The sequence below is a fragment of the Xylophilus rhododendri genome (assembly GCF_009906855.1).
Taxonomy (GTDB): Bacteria; Pseudomonadota; Gammaproteobacteria; order Burkholderiales; family Burkholderiaceae_C; genus Xylophilus; species Xylophilus rhododendri.
The window spans coordinates 4,587,993-4,607,320 of sequence record NZ_CP047650.1; the positions used below are offsets into that span (position 1 = coordinate 4,587,993).

The 19,328-nt window shown below is 67.8% G+C and carries 21 protein-coding genes and 1 pseudogene; 16 read left to right on the forward strand and 6 right to left on the reverse strand.

The window, feature by feature from the left end; genetic code table 11:
* Positions 1-42 precede the first annotated feature (42 nt).
* From GT347_RS21240 to GT347_RS21260, 5 genes are all read left to right on the forward strand, one after another.
* Positions 43-1,377 carry a replication-associated recombination protein A gene (locus GT347_RS21240; protein WP_160554092.1) on the forward strand — a complete coding sequence of 445 codons (1,335 nt, stop codon included), beginning with the start codon at positions 43-45 and terminating at the stop codon, positions 1,375-1,377.
* A gap of 88 nt (positions 1,378-1,465) precedes the next feature.
* The gene (locus GT347_RS21245) at positions 1,466-2,395 is read left to right on the forward strand and encodes a branched-chain amino acid ABC transporter permease (protein WP_160554093.1); all 930 of its coding nucleotides are present in this window, start codon (positions 1,466-1,468) and stop codon (positions 2,393-2,395) included.
* A 13-nt stretch (positions 2,396-2,408) separates the two neighbouring features.
* The gene (locus tag GT347_RS21250) at positions 2,409-3,518 is read left to right on the forward strand and encodes an ABC transporter permease subunit (RefSeq protein ID WP_160554094.1); all 1,110 of its coding nucleotides are present in this window, start codon (positions 2,409-2,411) and stop codon (positions 3,516-3,518) included.
* The gene (locus tag GT347_RS21255) at positions 3,515-4,291 is read left to right on the forward strand and encodes an ABC transporter ATP-binding protein (RefSeq protein WP_160554095.1); all 777 of its coding nucleotides are present in this window, start codon (positions 3,515-3,517) and stop codon (positions 4,289-4,291) included. Before GT347_RS21250 ends, GT347_RS21255 begins: the two co-directional genes overlap by 4 nt.
* Entirely contained in the window at positions 4,292-5,026 is a 735-nt protein-coding gene (locus tag GT347_RS21260) for an ABC transporter ATP-binding protein (protein ID WP_160554096.1), read from the forward strand.
* Positions 5,027-5,033: 7 nt separating this feature from the next.
* Here the strand turns inward: GT347_RS21260 and GT347_RS21265 are convergent, their stop codons facing one another.
* Positions 5,034-5,657, reverse strand: a complete 624-nt coding sequence (locus tag GT347_RS21265) for an outer membrane beta-barrel protein (protein ID WP_195812362.1) — start codon at positions 5,655-5,657, stop codon at positions 5,034-5,036.
* A 231-nt stretch (positions 5,658-5,888) separates the two neighbouring features.
* Here GT347_RS21265 and GT347_RS21270 point away from each other — a divergent pair, with 231 nt between their 5' ends.
* Positions 5,889-6,536: a DUF47 domain-containing protein gene (locus GT347_RS21270; protein ID WP_160554097.1), complete on the forward strand. Its 648-nt coding sequence runs from the start codon at positions 5,889-5,891 to the stop codon at positions 6,534-6,536.
* A gap of 19 nt (positions 6,537-6,555) precedes the next feature.
* Positions 6,556-7,566: an inorganic phosphate transporter gene (locus tag GT347_RS21275; protein ID WP_160554098.1), complete on the forward strand. Its 1,011-nt coding sequence runs from the start codon at positions 6,556-6,558 to the stop codon at positions 7,564-7,566.
* Positions 7,567-7,579: 13 nt separating this feature from the next.
* Here the strand turns inward: GT347_RS21275 and GT347_RS21280 are convergent, their stop codons facing one another.
* Together GT347_RS21280 and GT347_RS21285 are read right to left on the reverse strand one after the other, a co-directional pair.
* Entirely contained in the window at positions 7,580-8,038 is a 459-nt protein-coding gene (locus tag GT347_RS21280) for a hypothetical protein (RefSeq protein ID WP_160554099.1), read from the reverse strand.
* Positions 8,035-8,559: a GNAT family N-acetyltransferase gene (locus GT347_RS21285; protein WP_160554100.1), complete on the reverse strand. Its 525-nt coding sequence runs from the start codon at positions 8,557-8,559 to the stop codon at positions 8,035-8,037. The genes GT347_RS21280 and GT347_RS21285 overlap by 4 nt, the downstream gene beginning before the upstream one ends.
* Positions 8,560-8,704: 145 nt before the next feature.
* Here GT347_RS21285 and rpsP point away from each other — a divergent pair, with 145 nt between their 5' ends.
* The 7 genes and pseudogenes from rpsP (at position 8,705) to hisC (ending at position 13,849) form a co-directional block, all read left to right on the forward strand.
* A complete protein-coding gene (gene rpsP / locus GT347_RS21290; protein WP_160554101.1) occupies positions 8,705-8,977 on the forward strand; it encodes a 30S ribosomal protein S16 in 273 nt (90 codons plus the stop codon).
* 85 nt (positions 8,978-9,062) lie between these two features.
* Entirely contained in the window at positions 9,063-9,626 is a 564-nt protein-coding gene (gene rimM, locus GT347_RS21295) for a ribosome maturation factor RimM (RefSeq protein ID WP_160554102.1), read from the forward strand.
* Positions 9,627-9,638: 12 nt separating this feature from the next.
* Positions 9,639-10,346 (forward strand): tRNA (guanosine(37)-N1)-methyltransferase TrmD, encoded by a 708-nt coding sequence (gene trmD, locus GT347_RS21300; RefSeq protein WP_160554103.1) that lies wholly within the window; start codon positions 9,639-9,641, stop codon positions 10,344-10,346.
* Positions 10,347-10,465: 119 nt separating this feature from the next.
* Entirely contained in the window at positions 10,466-10,870 is a 405-nt protein-coding gene (rplS, locus tag GT347_RS21305) for a 50S ribosomal protein L19 (RefSeq protein WP_160554104.1), read from the forward strand.
* 88 nt (positions 10,871-10,958) lie between these two features.
* Positions 10,959-11,684, forward strand: coding sequence for a CoA pyrophosphatase (locus GT347_RS21310; protein WP_160554105.1), 726 nt, complete (start codon positions 10,959-10,961; stop codon positions 11,682-11,684).
* A gap of 35 nt (positions 11,685-11,719) precedes the next feature.
* Entirely contained in the window at positions 11,720-12,706 is a 987-nt protein-coding gene (locus GT347_RS21315) for a CobD/CbiB family protein (RefSeq protein WP_160554106.1), read from the forward strand.
* A 58-nt stretch (positions 12,707-12,764) separates the two neighbouring features.
* A pseudogene (gene hisC, locus GT347_RS21320) lies at positions 12,765-13,849 on the forward strand (histidinol-phosphate transaminase).
* Here the strand turns inward: hisC and rsgA are convergent.
* Genes rsgA through GT347_RS21335 form a run of 3 tightly spaced genes read right to left on the reverse strand, consistent with a single transcriptional unit; the run spans position 13,846 to position 16,444 of the window.
* Entirely contained in the window at positions 13,846-14,793 is a 948-nt protein-coding gene (gene rsgA / locus GT347_RS21325; protein WP_195812363.1) for a ribosome small subunit-dependent GTPase A, read from the reverse strand. The pseudogene hisC and the gene rsgA sit on opposite strands and share 4 nt — an antisense overlap.
* The gene (locus tag GT347_RS21330; protein ID WP_160554107.1) at positions 14,790-15,134 is read right to left on the reverse strand and encodes a 4a-hydroxytetrahydrobiopterin dehydratase; all 345 of its coding nucleotides are present in this window, start codon (positions 15,132-15,134) and stop codon (positions 14,790-14,792) included. Before GT347_RS21330 ends, rsgA begins: the two co-directional genes overlap by 4 nt.
* 2 nt (positions 15,135-15,136) lie before the next feature.
* Positions 15,137-16,444 carry a M48 family metallopeptidase gene (locus GT347_RS21335; RefSeq protein WP_160554108.1) on the reverse strand — a complete coding sequence of 436 codons (1,308 nt, stop codon included), beginning with the start codon at positions 16,442-16,444 and terminating at the stop codon, positions 15,137-15,139.
* Positions 16,445-16,481: 37 nt separating this feature from the next.
* Between GT347_RS21335 and orn the strand changes: the two genes are divergently transcribed.
* Together orn and GT347_RS21345 are read left to right on the forward strand one after the other, a co-directional pair.
* Positions 16,482-17,075, forward strand: a complete 594-nt coding sequence (orn, locus tag GT347_RS21340; RefSeq protein WP_160554109.1) for an oligoribonuclease — start codon at positions 16,482-16,484, stop codon at positions 17,073-17,075.
* A gap of 312 nt (positions 17,076-17,387) precedes the next feature.
* Complete coding sequence (locus GT347_RS21345) at positions 17,388-19,199, forward strand: DEAD/DEAH box helicase (protein WP_160554110.1); 1,812 nt, start codon at positions 17,388-17,390, stop codon at positions 19,197-19,199.
* The last annotated feature ends 129 nt before the right edge of the window (positions 19,200-19,328 follow it).

The following is a 19,328-nucleotide window of genomic DNA, read 5'->3' on the forward strand; positions in this document are numbered from 1 at the left end:
AGCCGCAACTCCGCCAACCCCGGGGCACGCTATAACTGCCGGATGGCGAAACCCACCTCCGCCGCCGTTACGGCCGCTCCCAGTTCCACGCTCCATCAACCCCTGGCGGAACGCCTTCGGCCCCGAACGCTTTCCGACGTCATCGGCCAGCAGCACCTGCTGGGCGAGGGCCTGCCCCTGCGCATCGCCTTCGAGTCGGGCCGGCCGCATTCCTGCATCCTGTGGGGCCCGCCGGGCGTGGGCAAGACCACCATCGCCCGGCTCATGGCCGATGCCTTCGATGCGCAGTTCATCGCCATCAGCGCGGTGCTCGGCGGCGTCAAGGACATCCGCGAGGCGGTCGAACGCGCGCTGATCGCCCGCGACGGGCTGATGGCGCAGAGCACCATCGTCTTCGTCGACGAGGTGCACCGCTTCAACAAGAGCCAGCAGGATGCCTTCCTGCCGCATGTGGAGTCGGGCCTGTTCACCTTCATCGGGGCGACGACGGAGAACCCGTCCTTCGAGGTCAACTCCGCGCTGCTGTCGCGCGCCGCGGTCTATGTGCTGAAGCCGCTGACCGAGGACGACCTGCGCCAGATCGTCACCCGCGCCCAGGCCATCCAGGCCGTGCCCGCGATCGAGAAGGCTGCGGAAGACCGTCTGGTCGCCTACGCGGACGGCGATGCCCGCCGCCTGCTCAACACGCTGGAAACCCTGTCCGTCGCCGCCAGTACCGAGAAGCGCCACACCATCGACGACGAATGGCTGCTGCGTGTGCTGGGCGAACGCCTGCGGCGCTACGACAAGGGCGGCGAGCAGTTCTACGACACCATCAGCGCACTGCACAAGTCGGTGCGCGGATCGGATCCGGATGCGGCGCTCTACTGGTTCATGCGCATGCTCGACGGCGGTGCCGACCCGCGCTACATGGCGCGCCGCCTGATCCGCATGGCCAGCGAAGACATCGGCCTGGCCGATCCGCGCGCGCTGCGTATGGCGCTGGACGCGGCCGAGGTCTACGAGCGTCTGGGCTCGCCCGAGGGCGAACTCACCCTGGCGCAATGCGTGATCTACCTGGCCATGGCGCCCAAGTCCAACGCCGCCTACGCCGCCTTCAACGCGGCCAAGGCCTGGATCGCCAAGGATGGCACCCGCCCCGTGCCCATGCACCTGCGCAATGCACCGACCAGGCTGATGAAGGAACTTGATTACGGCAAGGGCTACCGCTACGCCCACGACGAGGCCGACGGCTTCGCGGCCGGCGAACGCTACCTGCCGGACGGCATGGCCGACCCCGGCTTCTACCAGCCGGTGCCGCGCGGGCTGGAGCTGCGCATCGGCGAAAAACTGCGCGAACTGCGCGAACGCAACCGGGCCGCGGAGGAGGGCGGCTAGGCCACAAAACGCCATCTGGCGGGGTTATTGCTTACCTGCAGCATGCATACATCTCTGCACACTCCCTGAACTCTGAAGGAAGCGGCTTATGGACATCCTGCTGCAGCAGGTCATCAACGGTCTGGTACTTGGAAGTGTGTATGCGCTGGTGGCGCTGGGCTACACCATGGTGTACGGCATCATCAACCTGATCAATTTCGCCCATGGCGAGGTGCTGATGGTCGGGGCGCTCACCAGCTGGAGCGTGATCGGGCTGATGCAGGAGGCCCTGCCCTGGGCGCCGGGCTGGCTGGTGCTGCTGCTGTCCATGCTGATCGCCTGCGTGGTGTCGGCGGCGCTCAATTTCGTGATCGAGAAGGTGGCCTACCGGCCTCTGCGCAATGCGCCCAAGCTGGCCACGCTGATCACCGCCATCGGGGTGTCGCTGCTGCTGCAGACGCTGGCCATGATCGTGTGGAAGCCCAACGTCAAGGTCTATCCCACGCTGCTGCCGAGCGAGCCCTATGCCATCGGCGGCGCGGTGATCACGCCGACGCAGCTGCTGATCCTGGCGCTGACGGCGGTCTCGCTCGCCGTGCTGATGTGGCTGGTGCATGCCACCAAGCTCGGCCGGGCGATGCGCGCCACGGCCGAGAACCCGCGGGTGGCGGCGCTGATGGGCGTGAAGCCCGACCTGGTGATCTCGGCCACCTTCGTGATCGGCGCGGTGCTCGCGGCCATCGCCGGTGTGATGTACGCGGCCAACTACGGCACGGCGCAGCACACCATGGGTTTCCTGCCGGGGCTCAAGGCCTTCACCGCGGCGGTGTTCGGCGGCATCGGCAACCTGGGCGGCGCGGTGCTGGGCGGCATCCTGCTGGGGCTGATCGAGTCGATCGGCTCGGGCTATATCGGAACGCTGACCGGCGGCGTGCTGGGCAGCAACTACGCCGACATCTTCGCCTTCGTGGTGCTGATCGTGATCCTCACCCTGCGGCCCTCGGGCCTGCTGGGCGAGCGTGTGGCCGACCGGGCGTGAAGGGGCGATGCGCATGAACAATCCCTTCGCTCCCGACGCGCCGCGCGGCACCCGCATCGCCGCCTGGCTGGTGGCGGCCCTGCTGCTGCTGGCCCTGCCGCACGGCCTGCAGTACTTCGGCAATGCCTGGGTGCGCATCGCCGACCTGGCGCTGCTCTACGTGATGCTGGCCCTGGGCCTGAACATCGTGGTGGGTTATGCCGGGCTGCTCGACCTGGGCTACGTGGCCTTCTACGCCGTGGGCGCCTATCTCTTCGCGCTGCTGGCCTCGCCGCACCTGAGCGAGAACTTCGCCTTCATCGCCGCGCATTTCCCCAATGGCGTGCACCTGTCGCTGTGGCTGGTGATTCCGATCGCCGCGGTGGTGGCGGCCTTCTTCGGTGCGCTGCTGGGCGCGCCCACCCTCAAGCTGCGCGGCGACTACCTGGCCATCGTCACCCTGGGTTTCGGCGAGATCGTGCGTATCTTCATGAACAACCTGGACCGGCCGATCAACCTCACCAACGGCCCCAAGGGCATCGGCGAGATCGACTCGGTGAAGTTCTTCGGGCTGAACCTGGGCAAGCGGCTGTCGATCACCGACGACTACGACATCCCCGCCGTCACCCTCTACTACTACCTGTTCCTGGCGCTGGTGATCGTCAGCATCGTGATCTGCTCGCGGCTGCAGGATTCACGCATCGGCCGGGCCTGGATGGCGATCCGCGAGGACGAGATCGCCGCCAAGGCCATGGGCCTCAACACCCGCAACCTGAAGCTCATGGCGTTTGCGATGGGGGCGAGTTTCGGCGGGGTGTCGGGCGCGATGTTCGGCGCCTTCCAGGGCTTCGTCTCGCCGGAATCGTTCAGCCTGATGGAGTCGGTGATGATCGTCGCCATGGTGGTGCTGGGCGGCATCGGCCACATCCCGGGCGTGGTGCTGGGGGCCGTGCTGCTGTCCTCGCTGCCCGAGGTGCTGCGCTATGTGGCGGGGCCCTTGCAGCAGATGACCGGCGGGCGGCTCGATGCCTCGATCCTGCGCCAGCTGCTGATCGCGCTGGCCATGATCGCGGTGATGCTGATCCGGCCGCGCGGCCTGTGGCCGGCGCCCGACCACGGTCGTGTGCTGGAGGCCAAGACATGAGCGGCGCCGACGCCATCCTGGAAGTGCGCGGCATCGGCAAGCGCTTCGGCGGCCTGCAGGCGCTGGCCGATGTGGACATGACCATCCACCGCGGCCAGGTCTACGGCCTGATCGGGCCCAACGGCGCGGGCAAGACCACCTTCTTCAACGTGATCACCGGGCTGTACATCCCCGACAGCGGCAGCTTCGCCCTGGCCGGCAAGCCCTACAAACCGAGCGCGGTGCACGAGGTGGCGCGGGCCGGCATCGCCCGCACCTTCCAGAACATCCGCCTCTTCGCGGACATGACGGCGCTGGAGAACGTGATGGTGGGTCGGCATATCCGCAGCCGCTCCGGCCTCTGGGGCGCGGTGCTGCGCACGCGGGGCTTCAGGACCGAGGAGGCCGCCATCCGCGAGCGGGCGCGCGAGCTGCTGGAATACGTGGGCATCGCCCGCTATGCCGACGTGCGGGCGCGCACCCTGTCCTATGGCGACCAGCGCCGGCTGGAGATCGCCCGGGCGCTGGCCACCGAGCCGCTGCTGGTGGCGCTGGACGAGCCCGCCGCCGGCATGAACGCCACCGAGAAGGTGCAGCTGCGCGCCCTCATCGACCGCATCCGCCAGGACGGCCGCACCGTGCTTCTCATCGAGCACGACGTGAAGCTGGTGATGGGCCTGTGCGACCGCGTCACCGTGCTCGACTACGGCCGGCTGATCGCCGAGGGCACGCCCGCGGAAGTCCAGCGCAACGACAAAGTGATCGAAGCCTATCTCGGCGCCGGAGCCCATTGAATGCAAGAGACAGCCAGCCATCCAGAAGCTTTGTTGGAAGTGCGTGGCCTGCGTGTCGCCTATGGCGGCATCCAGGCGGTGAAGGGCATCGATTTCACGGTGGGAAAGGGCGAGCTGGTCTCGCTGATCGGCTCCAACGGCGCCGGCAAGACGACGACCATGAAGGCCATCACCGCCATGCTGCCGGTCAGCGGCGGCGAGGTGCTCTACCGGGGCAAGAGCATCGGCGGCCTGGGCGCCTGGGACTTGGTGCGCGAAGGGCTGGCCATGGTGCCGGAAGGGCGGGGCGTGTTCGCCCGCATGACCATCGTGGAGAACCTGCAGATGGGCGCCTACATCCGCGACGACAAGGCCGGCATCGCGGCCGACATCGAACGCATCTTCGCCACCTTCCCGCGCCTGAAAGAGCGCCGCGCCCAGCTCGCCGGCACCATGAGCGGCGGCGAGCAGCAGATGCTGGCCATGGGCCGCGCCCTGATGAGCCAGCCCCAGCTGCTGCTGCTGGACGAACCCTCGATGGGCCTGTCGCCCATCATGGTCGACAAGATCTTCGAGGTGATCGCGCAGGTGGCGGCGCAGGGCACCACGGTTCTGCTGGTGGAGCAGAACGCCAGCCGCGCGCTGCAGATCGCCGACCGGGCCTACGTGATGGAGTCCGGGTTGATCAGCATGCAGGGCGCTGCCGCCGACATGCTGAGCGATCCCAAGGTGCGCGCCGCCTACCTGGGCGAGTGAAGCCCGATCAGTAGTTGTAGCGCAGGCCGACGGTGACCAGCTCGACGCGGTCCTTGCCGGTGCCCGCGAACTTCAGGTCGTGGCTCTCGTACTCCAGCGTGGCGGCGACCTGCGGCGTGAAGTAGTAGCTGGCACCGACGCCGTAGGACACGCCGAAGCCGTTCTCCTTGCCGCCGGGCACGCCGCTGGCCGCGTTCGACGAGGTCTTGGTCCAGCCGTAGGTGGTACCGACCTTGCCGAAGACATCGAAGCGATCGCCCAGCGGCGCCTTGGCCAGCAGGCTCAGGTTCAGGCCCTGTGCCTTGGTGTCGCCGCCGCCGCGGGTGATCTCGCCGAAGTTCACATAGCCCAGTTCCAGGCCGAGGTTCTGGTTGAACATGCCGCCGCCGTAGAGCTTGAAGGCGGTGTCCTTGTTGTCGTAGCCGAAGCTGTTGTTGCCGTTGCCGACCTTGTACTTCGACTGGCCGGCGGCGATGCCGACATAGCCGGCGCTGGTGTAGGGGATGTAGGAGGCGCGGTCGGTGGAGGCGGTGTTGTAGGCCGACTGGGCCATCGCGCTGCCGCAGGCGGCGGCCATCAGGGCGGCGCAGAGGGCGGACTTGCGGGCAAGGGAGAAGCGGTTGCGGGTCATGGGTTTTCCTTGGGATGACGATCGGGAGCGTTTTTTTGCGGCACCTGTCAGTAGGCGCCAACCCATCTTTTGATCGATGGCCGGCCCTGCCATGTCGGACGAGCCGGATGCCCGTGTAGGAGCCTGGCTACTTCACAAGACATGACGGTTTTGTGACCGTTTGTGCCCCGCAGCTACACTCGCGCCCTTCGCCCGGCGTCCGGCCGGCCCCCATTTCCGCTGGAGAAGCCAATGTTGTTTGGCAAGCTGCTGCCCCGTGAAGGCAGTTTTTTCGAGATGTTCAACCTGCATGCGCAAAGGACGGTCGATGCCGCGCATGCCTTCGCCCGCCTGGTCGCCAACTACAACGACCCGGCCCTGCGCGAGAAATACGCCCGCGAGGTCGACGAGGCCGAACGCGCCGCCGACCGGGTCACGCATGACGTCAACCGCGCCCTGCACAAGACCTTCATCACGCCGATCGACCGCGAGCAGATCCACTCGCTGATCAACACCATGGACGACGTGGCCGACCTGATCCAGGACTCGGCCGAGACCATGGCGCTGTACGACGTGCGGGTGATGACCGACGAGATCACCCGCCTGACCGAACTCGGTGTGAAGTGCTGCGAGCGCCTGCAGGAGGCGGTGAAGATGCTGGAGAAGATCGCCGATCCGCGCACGGCCGAGGCCGCGCTCAAGACCTGCGAGGAGATAGACCGGCTCGAATCCGATGCCGACCGCGTCATGCGATCGGCAATGAGCAAGCTCTTCCGCGAGGAGCCCGATGTGCGCGAGGTGATCAAGCTCAAGGCCATCTACGAGCTGCTCGAGACCATCACCGACCGCTGCGAGGACGTGGCCAACCTGATCGAGGGCGTCGTCCTCGAGAACTCCTGAAAAGCCGGAGATAGCAGGCATGGCAAGCGTGCAGGTAGCGCTCTGGGCGATCGTGTTGCTGGTCGCCCTGGCGCTGGTCTTCGACTTCATGAACGGCTTCCACGACGCGGCGAATTCCATCGCCACCGTGGTGTCCACCGGCGTGCTCAAGCCGGGTCAGGCGGTGGTCTTCGCCGCCTTCTTCAACCTGGTGGCGATCGCCGTGTTCCACCTGAGCGTGGCGGCCACCGTGGGCAAGGGCATCGCCCTGCCGGGCGTGGTGGACATCCATGTGGTGTTCGGCGCCCTGGTGGGTGCGATCACCTGGAACGTGATCACCTGGCATTACGGCATCCCGAGCAGTTCCTCGCATGCGCTGATCGGCGGCATCGTGGGCGCGGTGATGGCCAAGGCCGGCACCAGCGCGCTGGTGTTCGAGGGCATCTGGAAGACGGTGCTGTTCATCTTCGTCTCGCCGCTGCTGGGCTTCGTGCTGGGCTCGCTGATGATGGTGGTCGTGGCCTGGATCTTCCGGCGCTCCACGCCCTCGCGGGTGGACCGCTGGTTCCGCCGGCTGCAGCTGGTGTCGGCCGGCGCGTACAGCCTGGGCCATGGCGGCAACGATGCGCAGAAGACCATCGGCATCATCTGGATGCTGCTGATCGCCACCGGGCGCGCATCGGCCACCGATGCCAATCCGCCGGCCTGGACCATCGTCTGCTGCTACACCGCGATCGCGCTGGGCACCATGTTCGGCGGCTGGCGCATCGTCAAGACCATGGGGCAGAAGATCACCAAGCTGAAGCCCGTGGGCGGCTTCTGCGCGGAGACCGGCGGCGCGGTCACGCTGTTCCTGGCGACCCTGCTGGGCATTCCGGTATCGACCACCCACACCATCACCGGCGCCATCGTCGGCGTGGGCTCCACCCAGCGCGCCAGCGCGGTGCGTTGGGGCGTGGCGGGCAATATCGTCTGGGCCTGGGTGCTGACCATTCCGGCTTCCGCCGTGGTGGCCGCGCTGGCCTACGGGCTCAGCACCTGGCTGTTCTGAGGCTCTAGCGGTCTCAGCCGGCCTGGGCCCGGGCCCGGTCGAGCATGAAGGTGAAGTAGTGCTCGAAGCCGAAGGCGAGGCTGGCCATCAGCACGCCGGTGCCGATGAGCAGGGCGGCGCCGACACCCACGATGGTCAGCCAGTTGGTGGATCCTGGCACCGCCTCGGCCTCGCACTGCGGGTTGTGGCGGGCGTTCCATTTCTCGGTCAACGTCAGGCCGTAGACGATGGCGGTGAGCGAGCAGCCGGCGATCACGCAGCCCAGCAGCGGAATCAGCAGCCAGCTCGCCTTGTCGTCCAGCCCGAACTCCTGCGCCCGCCGCACGCCGTAGAGGCCGAGCGCGGTGGGGATCGGCAGCATCCAGGCGAAGGTGTCGCCCAGGCCGCGCAGGTAGAACAGGTGCAGGCCCAGCGGCCCGCCCAGGAAGGCCAGCCAGGTGGCGGTCGTCTTGTTGCGGGGCGCGGCCTTCATTCGGGTGCGCTGCCGTCGCCGTCGCCCAGCGCCTTCTGCATCAGCACCACATCGAGCCAGCGGCCGAACTTCCAGCCGCTGGACTTGAAGATGCCCGCGTCGGCGAAACCGGCGGCGCGGTGCAGACGGATCGAGGCGATGTTGTCCGCGCCGCCGATGACCGCGATCATCTGCCGCACGCCGGCCTCGGTAGCGGCGGTGCACAGCGCATCCAGCAGCGCGCGGCCACGGCCGCCACCCACGGCGGTGGGGGCCAGGTAGATCGAGTTCTCGGCCGAGAAACGGTAGGCCGGCCGTGGCTTGAACCAGTTGCAGTAGGCATAGCCCGCCACGCCGCCTTGTCCGTCTTCCATCATCAGATAGGGCATGTTGCGGGACAGTACCTCGGCGCGCCGGCCGGCCATTTCGGCGACGGTCGGGGCCACCGTCTCGAAAGTGGCCGTGCTGGCGTTCACGTAGTGGGCGTAGATGGCCGTGATGGCGGCGATGTCGCCGTCGTTGGCGGGTCTTATGGTGTGCATGGAATAAAAAGCTATAATCTGCGGCTTTGCAGCGTGTCGCTGGCCGGGTGGCCATGTCGCGTGTCTCAACGCAGCAAGAAACCGGCTGATCCCATTTTCAAGCGGATACCCGTCACGGGATCAGTTCACCACCCAAGGATAAATCATGGTCGTCATTCGACTCTCCCGCGGCGGCTCCAAGGGCCGTCCCTTCTTCAACATCGTCGTTGCCGACAAGCGCGTGCGCCGCGACGGCCGTTTCATCGAGCGCGTGGGTTTCTACAACCCCAGCGCCCGTGACGGCGAAGAAGGCCTGCGTGTCGCACAAGACCGCGTGAGCTACTGGACCGGTGTCGGCGCGCAAGTGTCGCCTACCGTCGAGCGCCTGCTGCGCACCTCGCAGAAGGCCCTGGCCGCCGCGCCTGCAGCTGCTGCCTGAGTCCGACTCGAAAGCCCCGCGGAATCACCTCCGCGGGGCTTTTTCTTTTTGTGCTCCCGAATTCTTCGCCTGAACCCTGAACGCCATGCTGCCTGGACTCGAATCCGCCGAATTGCCCGCCGACGCCATCGAAGTCGGCCGCATCGCCGATGCCTGGGGCATCAAGGGCTGGTTCCGCGTGCTGCCCTACAGCGCGAGTCCGGAGGCGCTGTTCTCATCCAAGCGCTGGTTCATCCAGTCGCCCGCCGTGGCCGGTCCCGGCGCGGGCGCGGTGTTCCGGCTGGTGGTGGTGCAGGCCAAGGACCATTCCGACTCGGTCGTCGCCACCGCCCAGGACGTGCCCGACCGCACCGCCGCCGAGGCGCTCAAGGGCGCGCGGGTGTTCATCGCCCGCTCCAGTTTTCCCTCCACCGCCGAGGACGAGTACTACTGGGTCGACCTGATCGGCCTGAACGTGGTCAATCGCGAAGGCGTGGCGCTGGGCGTGGTGCGCGAGCTGATGGCTACCGGCCCGCAGACCGTGCTGGTCATGGACTACGAGGCCGAAGGCAAGACGGAGGAACGCATGATTCCCTTCGTCTCGGCCTTCATCGACAAGGTCGACCTGCCCGGCAAGCTGATCTCGGTCGACTGGCAACCCGACTACTGAGCGCGCGCGCCCATGCGCTTCGACGTCGTCACCCTGTTCCCCGAACTCTTCGCGCCTTTCCTGGCCAGCGGTGTCACCCGCCGCGCCTACGAAGGGCCGGTGACGGTGCGCCTGTGGAATCCGCGTGACCACGCCGAAGGCAACTACCGCCGCGTGGACGACCGCCCCTTCGGCGGCGGCCCCGGCATGGTGATGATGGCCGAGCCGATGGCGCGTTGCCTGGATGCCATCCGCGCCGACCGGGCAGAGGCGGTGCCCGCACCGGTGGTGTTGTTCTCGCCGCTGGGCGGCAAGCTCGACCATGCCGCCGTCGAGGGCTGGTCGGCCAGTGCCGGCGCGGTGCTGGTCTGCGGCCGCTACGAGGGCCTGGACCAGCGTTTCATCGATGCCTACGTCGACCGCCAGATCAGCCTGGGCGACTTCGTGCTGTCCGGCGGCGAGATCCCGGCCATGGCCCTGATCGACGCGGTGGCCCGCCTGCAGCCGGGCGTGCTCAACGACGAGGGCAGCCATCAGCAGGACAGCTTCAATCCCGCGCTCGACGGCCTGCTCGACTGCCCGCACTACACCCGTCCGGAGACCTGGCGCGAGCAGTCCGTGCCGGCGGCATTGATGTCGGGCGACCATGCCCGCATCGAGCGCTGGCGCCGCGAGCAGCGCCTGGCCCTGACCGCCGCGCTGCGTCCGGACCTGTTGCCGGCGAAGAATTCCGGCATATAATCCGCGGTTCCCCGATCCTCTACCGGCCGCGCCACGCCACCTGCCTCTAGTAGCGCAGGGCTTGCCGAAGCGCCTTTTGTGCAGCCGCGCATGATCCGGGTCAATGTGAAAAGACCATCATGGCCAATCTCATCGAAATCCTCGAGCAGGAAGAAATCGCCCGCCTCAACAAGACGATCCCGGCATTCGCTCCTGGCGACACCGTCATCGTCAGCGTCAACGTCGTCGAAGGCACCCGCAAGCGCGTGCAGGCCTTCGAAGGCGTGGTGATCGCCAAGCGCAACCGGGGCCTCAACAGCGGCTTCATCGTGCGCAAGATCTCCAGCGGCGAAGGCGTGGAACGCAGCTTCCAGACCTACAGCCCGCTGATCGCCGGTATCGAAGTCAAGCGTCGCGGCGATGTCCGCCGCGCCAAGCTCTACTACCTGCGCGACCGCAGCGGCAAGTCGGCACGTATCAAGGAAAAGCTGCCTTCGCGCAGCGCCAAGTCGGCAGCAGCAGCTGCGGCAGCGGCCAAGGCGTAATCGCCCGTTTTCCTCGCCGGCTCCGTGCCGGCGTCCAAGGCCGCTGCCACTTCGTGTGCAGCGGCTTTTTTGTTTCCGCCGCCCGCCCATGATCCAGCCGCCGCCCAACGACCCCGAAGCCCAGATCCCGCTGACCAAGCTACCCGGTTTCGATGCGCGCCAGGTGCCGGTGGCCGGCGTCGACAGCCATCTGCCCGCGGTTCCTGCCGAGCGGCTCGCGCCGGATGCGCTGCGCGAACGCCTGCTGCGCCAGCCCGAGTGGATCCCCGACATGGCGCGCGACCCGATGCGCGCCGGCCGCGAGCCGCGCGCGGCGGCCGTGCTGGTGGGCATCGTGCTGCGGCCCGAAGGCCCGACGGTGCTGCTGACCGAACGCACCGCCCATCTCTCCAGCCATTCCGGCCAGGTCGCGTTTCCCGGCGGGCGTACTGATCCGGAAGACGACGGCCCCATCGGCACCGCCTTGCGCGAGGCGCACGAGGAGGTCGGCCTCGAAGCCCGCTTCGTCGAGGTGCTGGGTCTGTTGCCCACCTACGGAACCGTCTCGGCCTATGTGGTGACGCCGGTGGTCGCCCTGGTCGCACCGGATTTCACACTGACGCCCCATGACTTCGAGGTGGCCGATGTCTTCGAGGCGCCGCTTTCCTTCCTGATGGATCCGGCGAACCATCGCCGCCACCGCATGGACGCACCCGACGGCCGGCGCGAATGGCTGTCCATGCCCTGGACCGATCCGGCCACCGGCAAGCAGCATTTCATCTGGGGGGCGACGGCCGGCATGCTGCGCAATCTCTATCGCCTGCTGGTGACCTGAGCCGGACGGGGCCGGGCGGCCGATATGATCGGCGGATGAGTTTCTTTGCCATCCTGGTCGCGCTGCTGCTGGAGCAGGCTCGGCCCCTGTCCAGCGCCAACCCCATCCACGGCGGCCTGCGGGCCTGGGCGCTGTCGGCCAGCCGCAACTTCGACGCCGGCAAGCCGCACCACGGCTGGGTCGCCTGGACCGTGGCGGTGATCCTGCCCACGGCCCTGGTCTTCGGCGTGCATGCGCTGCTGCTGTGGGGCCTGGGCTGGCCCGTCGCGCTGCTGTGGAACATCGCGGTGCTGTACGTCACCCTGGGTTTTCGTCAGTTCAGCCACCACTTCACCGCGATCCGTGATGCGCTGCTCGACGGCGATGCGGTCAAGGCGCGCGAACTGCTGGCCCGCTGGCAGCAGGTCGATGCCAGCGAGCTGCCGCGCAGCGAGATCGTGCGCCATGTCATCGAATACTCCACCCTGGCCGCGCACCGCCATGTGTTCGGCGTGCTGGCCTGCTATTCCATCCTGGCCGCCTGCGGCCTGGGGCCGGCCGGTGCGGTGCTGTATCGCCTGGCCGAGTTCGCCTCGCGCTACTGGAGCGCGCAGTCGCGCCGCGTGGCCGCCACGCCGGTCAGCCCTTCGCTGCTGCGCGCCGCATCGCTCAGCTGGACGGTGATCGACTGGCTGCCCGCCCGCATGACGGCGCTGAGTTTCGCCGTCGTCGGCAACTTCGAGGAAGCCATCGAAGGCTGGCGCTACCACGCCCAGCGGTTCCCCAACGACAACGACGGCGTGATCCTGGCCGCCACCGCCGGCGCGATCGACGTGCGCCTGGGCGGCACCGCGCTGCGCGCCGCGCCCGACAGTGCCTTCGCCGAAACGCCGGACGAGGGTGCTGCCATCGACAGCTCCAGCACCCCCGGCCGGCCGCCCGAGAACGCCCATCTGGCCCAGGTGGTCGGCCTGGTGTGGCGCTCGGTGGTGGTCTGGGTGGGCCTGCTGGCGCTGCTGAGTTTCGCCCGGCTGCTCGGCTGAGCGCCCGGCCTGCGCGCCCTTGCCGGGCGCTTGTTCTTCCGTTTCAGGAGTCTTCAACGTGTCCCAAACCCCACCGCCGTGGTGGAGCCCGGTGGTCGCCGGGCTCGTGCCCTATGTGCCGGGCGAGCAGCCCAAGATCGAACGGCTGACCAAACTCAACACCAACGAGAACCCCTATCCGCCGTCGCCGGCCGCCGTGCAGGCGATCCGCGCCGCGGCGGGGAGGGCCTGCAGCTTTATCCCGATCCGGATGCGAGCGCGCTGCGCCGTGTCATCGCCTCGCGCCACGGGCTGGCGCTGGACGAGGTCTTCGTCGGCAACGGCTCCGACGAGGTGCTGGCCCATGCCTTCTTCGCCTTCTTCCAGCAGGGCGGCGCGCCGCTGCTGTTCCCGGACATCACCTACAGCTTCTACAAGGTGTACTGCGGCCTTTACGGCATCCCGTATGAAACCGTGGCGCTGGATGCGGCGCTGAAGGTGGATGTGGAGGGCTTCGCGCGTTCGACGCAGCAGCCGGTGGCCGGCGTGGTCATCGCCAGCCCCAATGCGCCGACCGGCGAGGGCATCGCCCTGGCCGCCATCGAACGCCTGCTGCAGCTGCATCCACAGCGCCTGGTGCTGGTCGATGAGGCCTACGTGGATTTCGGTGGCGAGAGCGCACTGCCGCTGGTGGGGCGCTATCCCAACCTGCTGGTGGTGCAGACCCTGTCCAAGTCGCGTTCGCTCGCCGGCTTGCGTGTGGGTTTCGCCTGCGGCCAGCGTCCGCTGGTCGAGGCGCTGGAACGGGTGAAGAACAGCTTCAACTCCTATCCGCTGGACCGTCTGGCGATCGCCGGCGCCACCGCCGCGATGCAGGACGAGGCCCATTTCGACCAGACCCGCAAGGCGGTGATCGACACCCGCGAAGGCCTGGCCCTGCAGCTGGAGGACATGGGTTTCCAGGTGCTGCCCTCGCAGGCCAATTTCGTCTTCGTGCGCCATCCCGGCCACGACGCCAGGGCGATCGCCGCCGGCCTGCGCAGCCGGGGCGTGCTGGTGCGGCATTTCTCGCTGCCGCGCATCGACCAGTACCTGCGCATCAGCATCGGCACGCCAGAGCAGTGCGGCATCCTGGTGGATGCGCTGCGCGAGGTGCTGGGCTAGTACCGCGGGGGTTGGCTGAGTTCGGCGTGCAGCTCGGTGTAGATCTTGTACCGGTGCGCGTCGATTTCCCCGGCGGCCAGCGCGGTCCGCACACCGCAGCCCGGCTCGTGCAGATGGCTGCAGTTGTAGAACTTGCATTCGCCCGCATGGGCGGCGATGTCGGGCATGCAGGCGGCCAGCTGCGGCGGCTGCAGGTGGTAGAGCCCGAATTCCTGGAAGCCCGGTGAATCGATGATGCCGGTCGTGCGCGGCGGCGCCGAGTCGTCGGGCATCCAGTAGAAGCTGGTGCTGGTGGTGGTGTGCTTGCCCGAGTTGAGCGCCTGCGAGATCTCGCCGGTCAGCGCCAGTGCGCCGGGCACCATCAGGTTGATCAGCGTGCTTTTCCCTGCGCCCGAGGGGCCCAGCACCAGCGTGGTCTTGCCGCGCAGCAGCTTGCTCAGCTCCTCGTGGTCGGCATCCGGCGAGGCGGTCAGCGACAGCGGCAGCACGCCGTATTTCATGCGCCGGTAGGGCAGCAGGCGCTCCCAGGCGCGGCCGAAGGGCTCGACCAGGTCGCTCTTGTTCAGGCCGATGATGGGCGTGATGCCGGCCGCCTCGGCCGCGATCAGCGCGCGCGAGAGCTGCATCGCAGAGAACTCCGGCTCGGCCGCGATCAGCATCAGGATCTGGTCCAGGTTGGCCGCGAAGGACTTGGTGCGCAGCTCGTCCTGGCGGTAGAACAGGTTGCGCCGCTCCACCACCTTCTCGACCGTGCCGGTGTCGCCCTGGCCGGGTGTGGGCGGCTGCCACAGCACCCGGTCGCCGACGACGGCCTGGCTCTTCTTGCCGCGCGGCGTGCAGATGCGGCGTTCGCCGTCCGGGCTCTCCACCACGCAATGCCGGCCGTGGGTGGCCACGACCAGGCCCTGGTCCACGTCGGCGGCTTGCTGCAGGCGTGTCGTCATGCGGCGAGCAGGGCGTCGGCGGCCGCGGCGCAGAGGAAATCGCTGGCCGACAGGCCCTTCACGTCATGCGTGTTGAAACGCACCGTGACGCTGCCGTAGCGCACGACCAGGTCGGGATGGTGGTCATGCCGGTGGGCGATCAGCGCCAGGGCGTTCACGAAGGCCAGGGTCTGGTAGTAGTCGCGGAAGGAATAAGTCTTTTCGATGGCGACGTCCGGGCCGTCGCCGGTAAGCGCCCAGCCGCTCAGCTGCGCCAGCTTCGATACCACTTCCACCGGGCCGAGCGCCTTGCGCGCCTCGGTGGCCCAGTCCTTCTGCTTGAGATCGGCGGCGTCTGCCATGTTCAGTGTCCTGCCATCCGCGCCAGTCGTTCGGCAGCGGGTGGATGCGAGTAATAGAAGCGCACGAACCAGGGGTCCGGCGTGAGGGTGGCGGCGTTGTCCTCGTAGAGCTTGAGCAGCGCCTGCGGAAGCGCGGCGTGGCCGGTCTGCGCCACGGCGAAGGCATCGGCCTGGAACTCGTCGCGGCGCGACATGCCGGCCGACAGCGGCGTGAGGAAGAAGGTGAAGGCCGGCAGCGCCAGCATGAAGAGCAGCAGAGCCAGCGCATCGTTCGGACCGACCATATTGGGCGCCACGCCCAGCCCCAGGTAGAACCAGGGCGCGCCCGACAGCCAGCCCAGCAGCGCGAAGCCCAGCAGGGCGATCACGGCCATGGTCAGCACGCGCTTGGGCACATGGCCGTGCTTGAAATGGCCGAGTTCGTGGGCCAGCACCGCATCGACCTCGTCGGGGTTCAGGCGGGCCAGCAGCGTGTCGAAGAACACCACCCGCTTGGCCGCGCCGAAGCCGGTGAAATAGGCGTTGGCATGGGCGCTGCGGCGGCTGCCGTCCATCACGAAGAAGCCCTTGGCGGCGAAGCCGCAGCGCTGCATCAGGGCGGTGGCGCGGGCCTTGAGGGTGTCGTCTTCCAGGGGCTTGAACTTGTTGAAGATCGGCGCGATCAGCGTGGGGTAGATCACCAGCAGCACCAGGTTCAGCACCATCCAGGCGCCCCAGGCCCATAGCCACCACAGGCCGCCGGCCGCGCCCATCAGCCACAGCACCAGCGCGGCGATCGGCAGGCCGAAGAGGGCGCCCAGCAGCGTGGCCTTGGCCAGGTCGGCCAGCCACAGCCCGGGTGTGGTGCGGTTGAAGCCGAAGCGCTGCTCCAGCACGAAGGTGCGGTAGATCGAGAAGGGCAGGTCGATCACGCCGCCGATGACCGCGAAGGCGGCCAGCAGCACCAGCTGCTGCACCATGCCCGGGCCGGTACGTTCGATGACCAGGCGGTTGAGCAGGTCCAGGCCGCCGAAGAGAGTCCAGCCCAGCAGCACCACCGTGCCGAGCGAGAGTTCGGCCAAGCCCAGGCGCAGCTTGGCGATGGTGTAGTCGGCCGCCTTCTGGTGCGCCTCGGCGGTGATGCTGGCAGCAAACGGCGCGGGCACCGCGGCCCGGTGGCGCGCCACATGGCTCATCTGGCGCGAGGCCAGCCAGAACTTCACGCCGAGCGACAGCACGAGCGCGATGCCAAAGACCAGCATCCAGGCCATGGCCGCCTGGATGCTGGCGGCGGAGGGCTGGGCGAGTTCGAGGGGGATGGCAGCAGGCATGGCGGCGCAGTTTAGGCCATGGGCGACAATCGCGGCCATGTCCGAAGCCAACATCCCCGCCTCTCCCGTGGTCCTCGCCAAGTCCGACCAGAACCTCGTCTGGCTCGATTGCGAAATGACCGGTCTCGAGCCCGATACCGACCGCATCATCGAGATCGCCGTCGTGGTCACCGGCCCCAGCCTCGAACCACGCATCGAAGGCCCGGTCTTCGCCATCCACCAGAGCGACGCCACGCTCGCCGGCATGGATGCCTGGAACCAGGGTACCCACGGCCGCAGCGGCCTGACCGAACGCGTCAAGGCCTCCACCGTCACCGAGGCCGATGCCGAACAGCAGCTGATCGACTTCCTGTCGAAGTACGTGCCCAAGCGCACGGCGCCCATGTGCGGCAACAGCATCGGCCAGGACCGGCGTTTCCTGGTGAAGTACATGCCCAGGCTCGAAGCCTTCTTCCACTACCGCAACGTGGACGTCAGCACCCTGAAGGAGCTGGCCAAGCGCTGGAAGCCCGAGGTCTGCAGCTCCTTCAAGAAGGCGCAGAAGCACACGGCCCTGGCCGATGTGCACGAGTCGATCGAGGAGCTGGTGCACTACCGCAAGCACTTCCTGCAGGTGCCGGTTGCGGAATAAAGCCATAAGGGGGCTTGCGGGAAAACCCCAGGCCATGTCATAATCCGCCTCTTGCGCAAAATGGCCTCTTTGGGTTTTGCGCAACATCCTCGCATCTCCCTTCATGCATCGGGTCGCGCAGGTCTTCCACCGGAAACAACCGGAATTAGCCAGGAAGCCCCGCAGCACGAGACCCCCTCGCCAAACCTTCTTCGAAGGTCACGCAGGCTTCGTTTGATGGTTGATGTTTTTTCGCCAACCATCGCGAAGTCGCTGCAGGCAGCCTTTTCATAGGCTTACCGCCCTGCAGCGCTTGCGCTTGAAAGCTCTGAAATGACTGACACGCTTGCCGTGCAGGACGCGTTCGCGCCTGCCGATTCCTTTTCTTCCGTGGACAACTCCATCGAATCCTCCGCCATCGAATCCTCGGCTCCTGAAGCAGCCGTCGAAGCCGAAGCCGAAGTCCGCGCCACCGGCGCCGGTTTCGTCAAGCTGGGCCTGGCCCCGCAACTCGTCCAGGCCGTCGCCGACCTGGGCTACAACGACCCGACCGCGGTGCAGGCCAAGGTCGTGCCCCTGGCCATGGACACCGGCAGCGAAGGCGCCAACCGCTTCGTCGACCTGATGGTCTCCAGCCAGACCGGCTCCGGCAAGACGGCAGCCTTCCTGCTGCCGGTGCTGCATACCCTGCTGATGGCCCAGGAAAAGGCCGAGGCCGACGAACGCGCCGAATACGAACGCGCCGTGGCCGAAGCCGCCGCCCGTGGCGAAGAGCCGCCCAAGCGCGCCCGCCGCAAGGACCCGACCAACCCGCGCAACTTCAAGGCCCCGACCCCCGGCGCCCTGATCCTGTGCCCCACCCGCGAGCTGGCCCAGCAAGTGGCCAACGACGCGATCGACCTGGTGCGCCATTGCCGCGGCCTGCGGATCGCCAACGTCGTCGGCGGCATCCCCTATCAAGTGCAGATCGCACGCCTGCAGAACGCCAATTTGGTGGTCGCCACCCCGGGCCGCCTGCTGGACCTGCAGCGCTCGCAGCAGCTCAAGCTCGACCAGGTCAAGTTCCTGGTCGTCGACGAAGCCGACCGCATGCTCGACCTGGGCTTCTCGGACGACCTCGCCGAAGTCAACCAGCTGACCATCGAACGCAGCCAGACCATGATGTTCAGCGCCACCTTCGCGCCGCGCATCCAGCAGCTGGCCCAGCGCGTGATGCGCGAGCCGCAGCGCATCACCATCGATTCGCCGCAGGAAAAGCACGCCAACATCGAGCAGAAGCTGTACTGGGCCGACAACGCCATGCACAAGCGCAAGATGCTCGACCACTGGCTGCGTGACACCACCATCAACCAGGCCATCGTCTTCGCCAGCACGCAAGTCGAATGCGACGGCCTGGCCAACGACCTGCAGCAAGAGGGCTTCTCGGCCGTCGCGCTGCACGGCGCCCTGAGCCAGGGCCTGCGCAACCGCCGCCTGATGGCCCTGCGCCAGGGCCAGGTGCAGATCCTGGTGGCCACCGACGTCGCCGCCCGCGGCATCGACGTGCCCACCATCACCCACGTCTTCAACTTCGGCCTGCCGATGAAGGCCGAGGACTACACCCACCGCATCGGCCGTACCGGCCGCGCCGGCCGCGACGGCATCGCCGTGACCTTCGCCGAGCACCGCGATCGCCGCAAGATCTTCGACATCGAAGGCTACAGCCGCCAGACCTTCAAGGCCGACGTCATCGTCGGCCTGGAACCCCAGGCGCGTTTCACGCCGGAGCGTCCTCCGCGTGACAACCGCGGCGGCCCGCGCGGCGGCCCGCGTTCGGGTGGCGGCGGCTTCGGCAGCAGCTATGCCCGCAAGCCCGCTTTCGGCGACCAGGGTGGCCGTGGCGGCAACGAAGGCTTCGGCGGCGGCCGTGGCGGCGAGGGCTTCGGTGCCCGTGCGCCCCAGCGTCCCCGTCCGGAAGGCGGCGGCTTCGGCGGCGGCCGTTCCGAAGGCGGCTTCGGCCGTCAGGAAGGCTTCGGCGGCGGTGCTCCGCGCCATGAAGGCTTCGGCGGCCGCGGTTCGGAAGGCCGTACCGCACGTCCGGCCGGCGGCCCTGGCGGCCGTCCGGCACCGGCCGGCCGTCCCTACCAGCCGCGCGGCAACCGCTGAGCGGTGGCGACGGCACTCTGATCCGCGCCCGTCGCGGATCGGCCTGAAGGGCGGCGCGAGCCGCCCTTTTTCATTGGGACGCGAGGACTGACGCACAATGCTCGGTTTTCCTCGTCAGGAGCCCTTGCC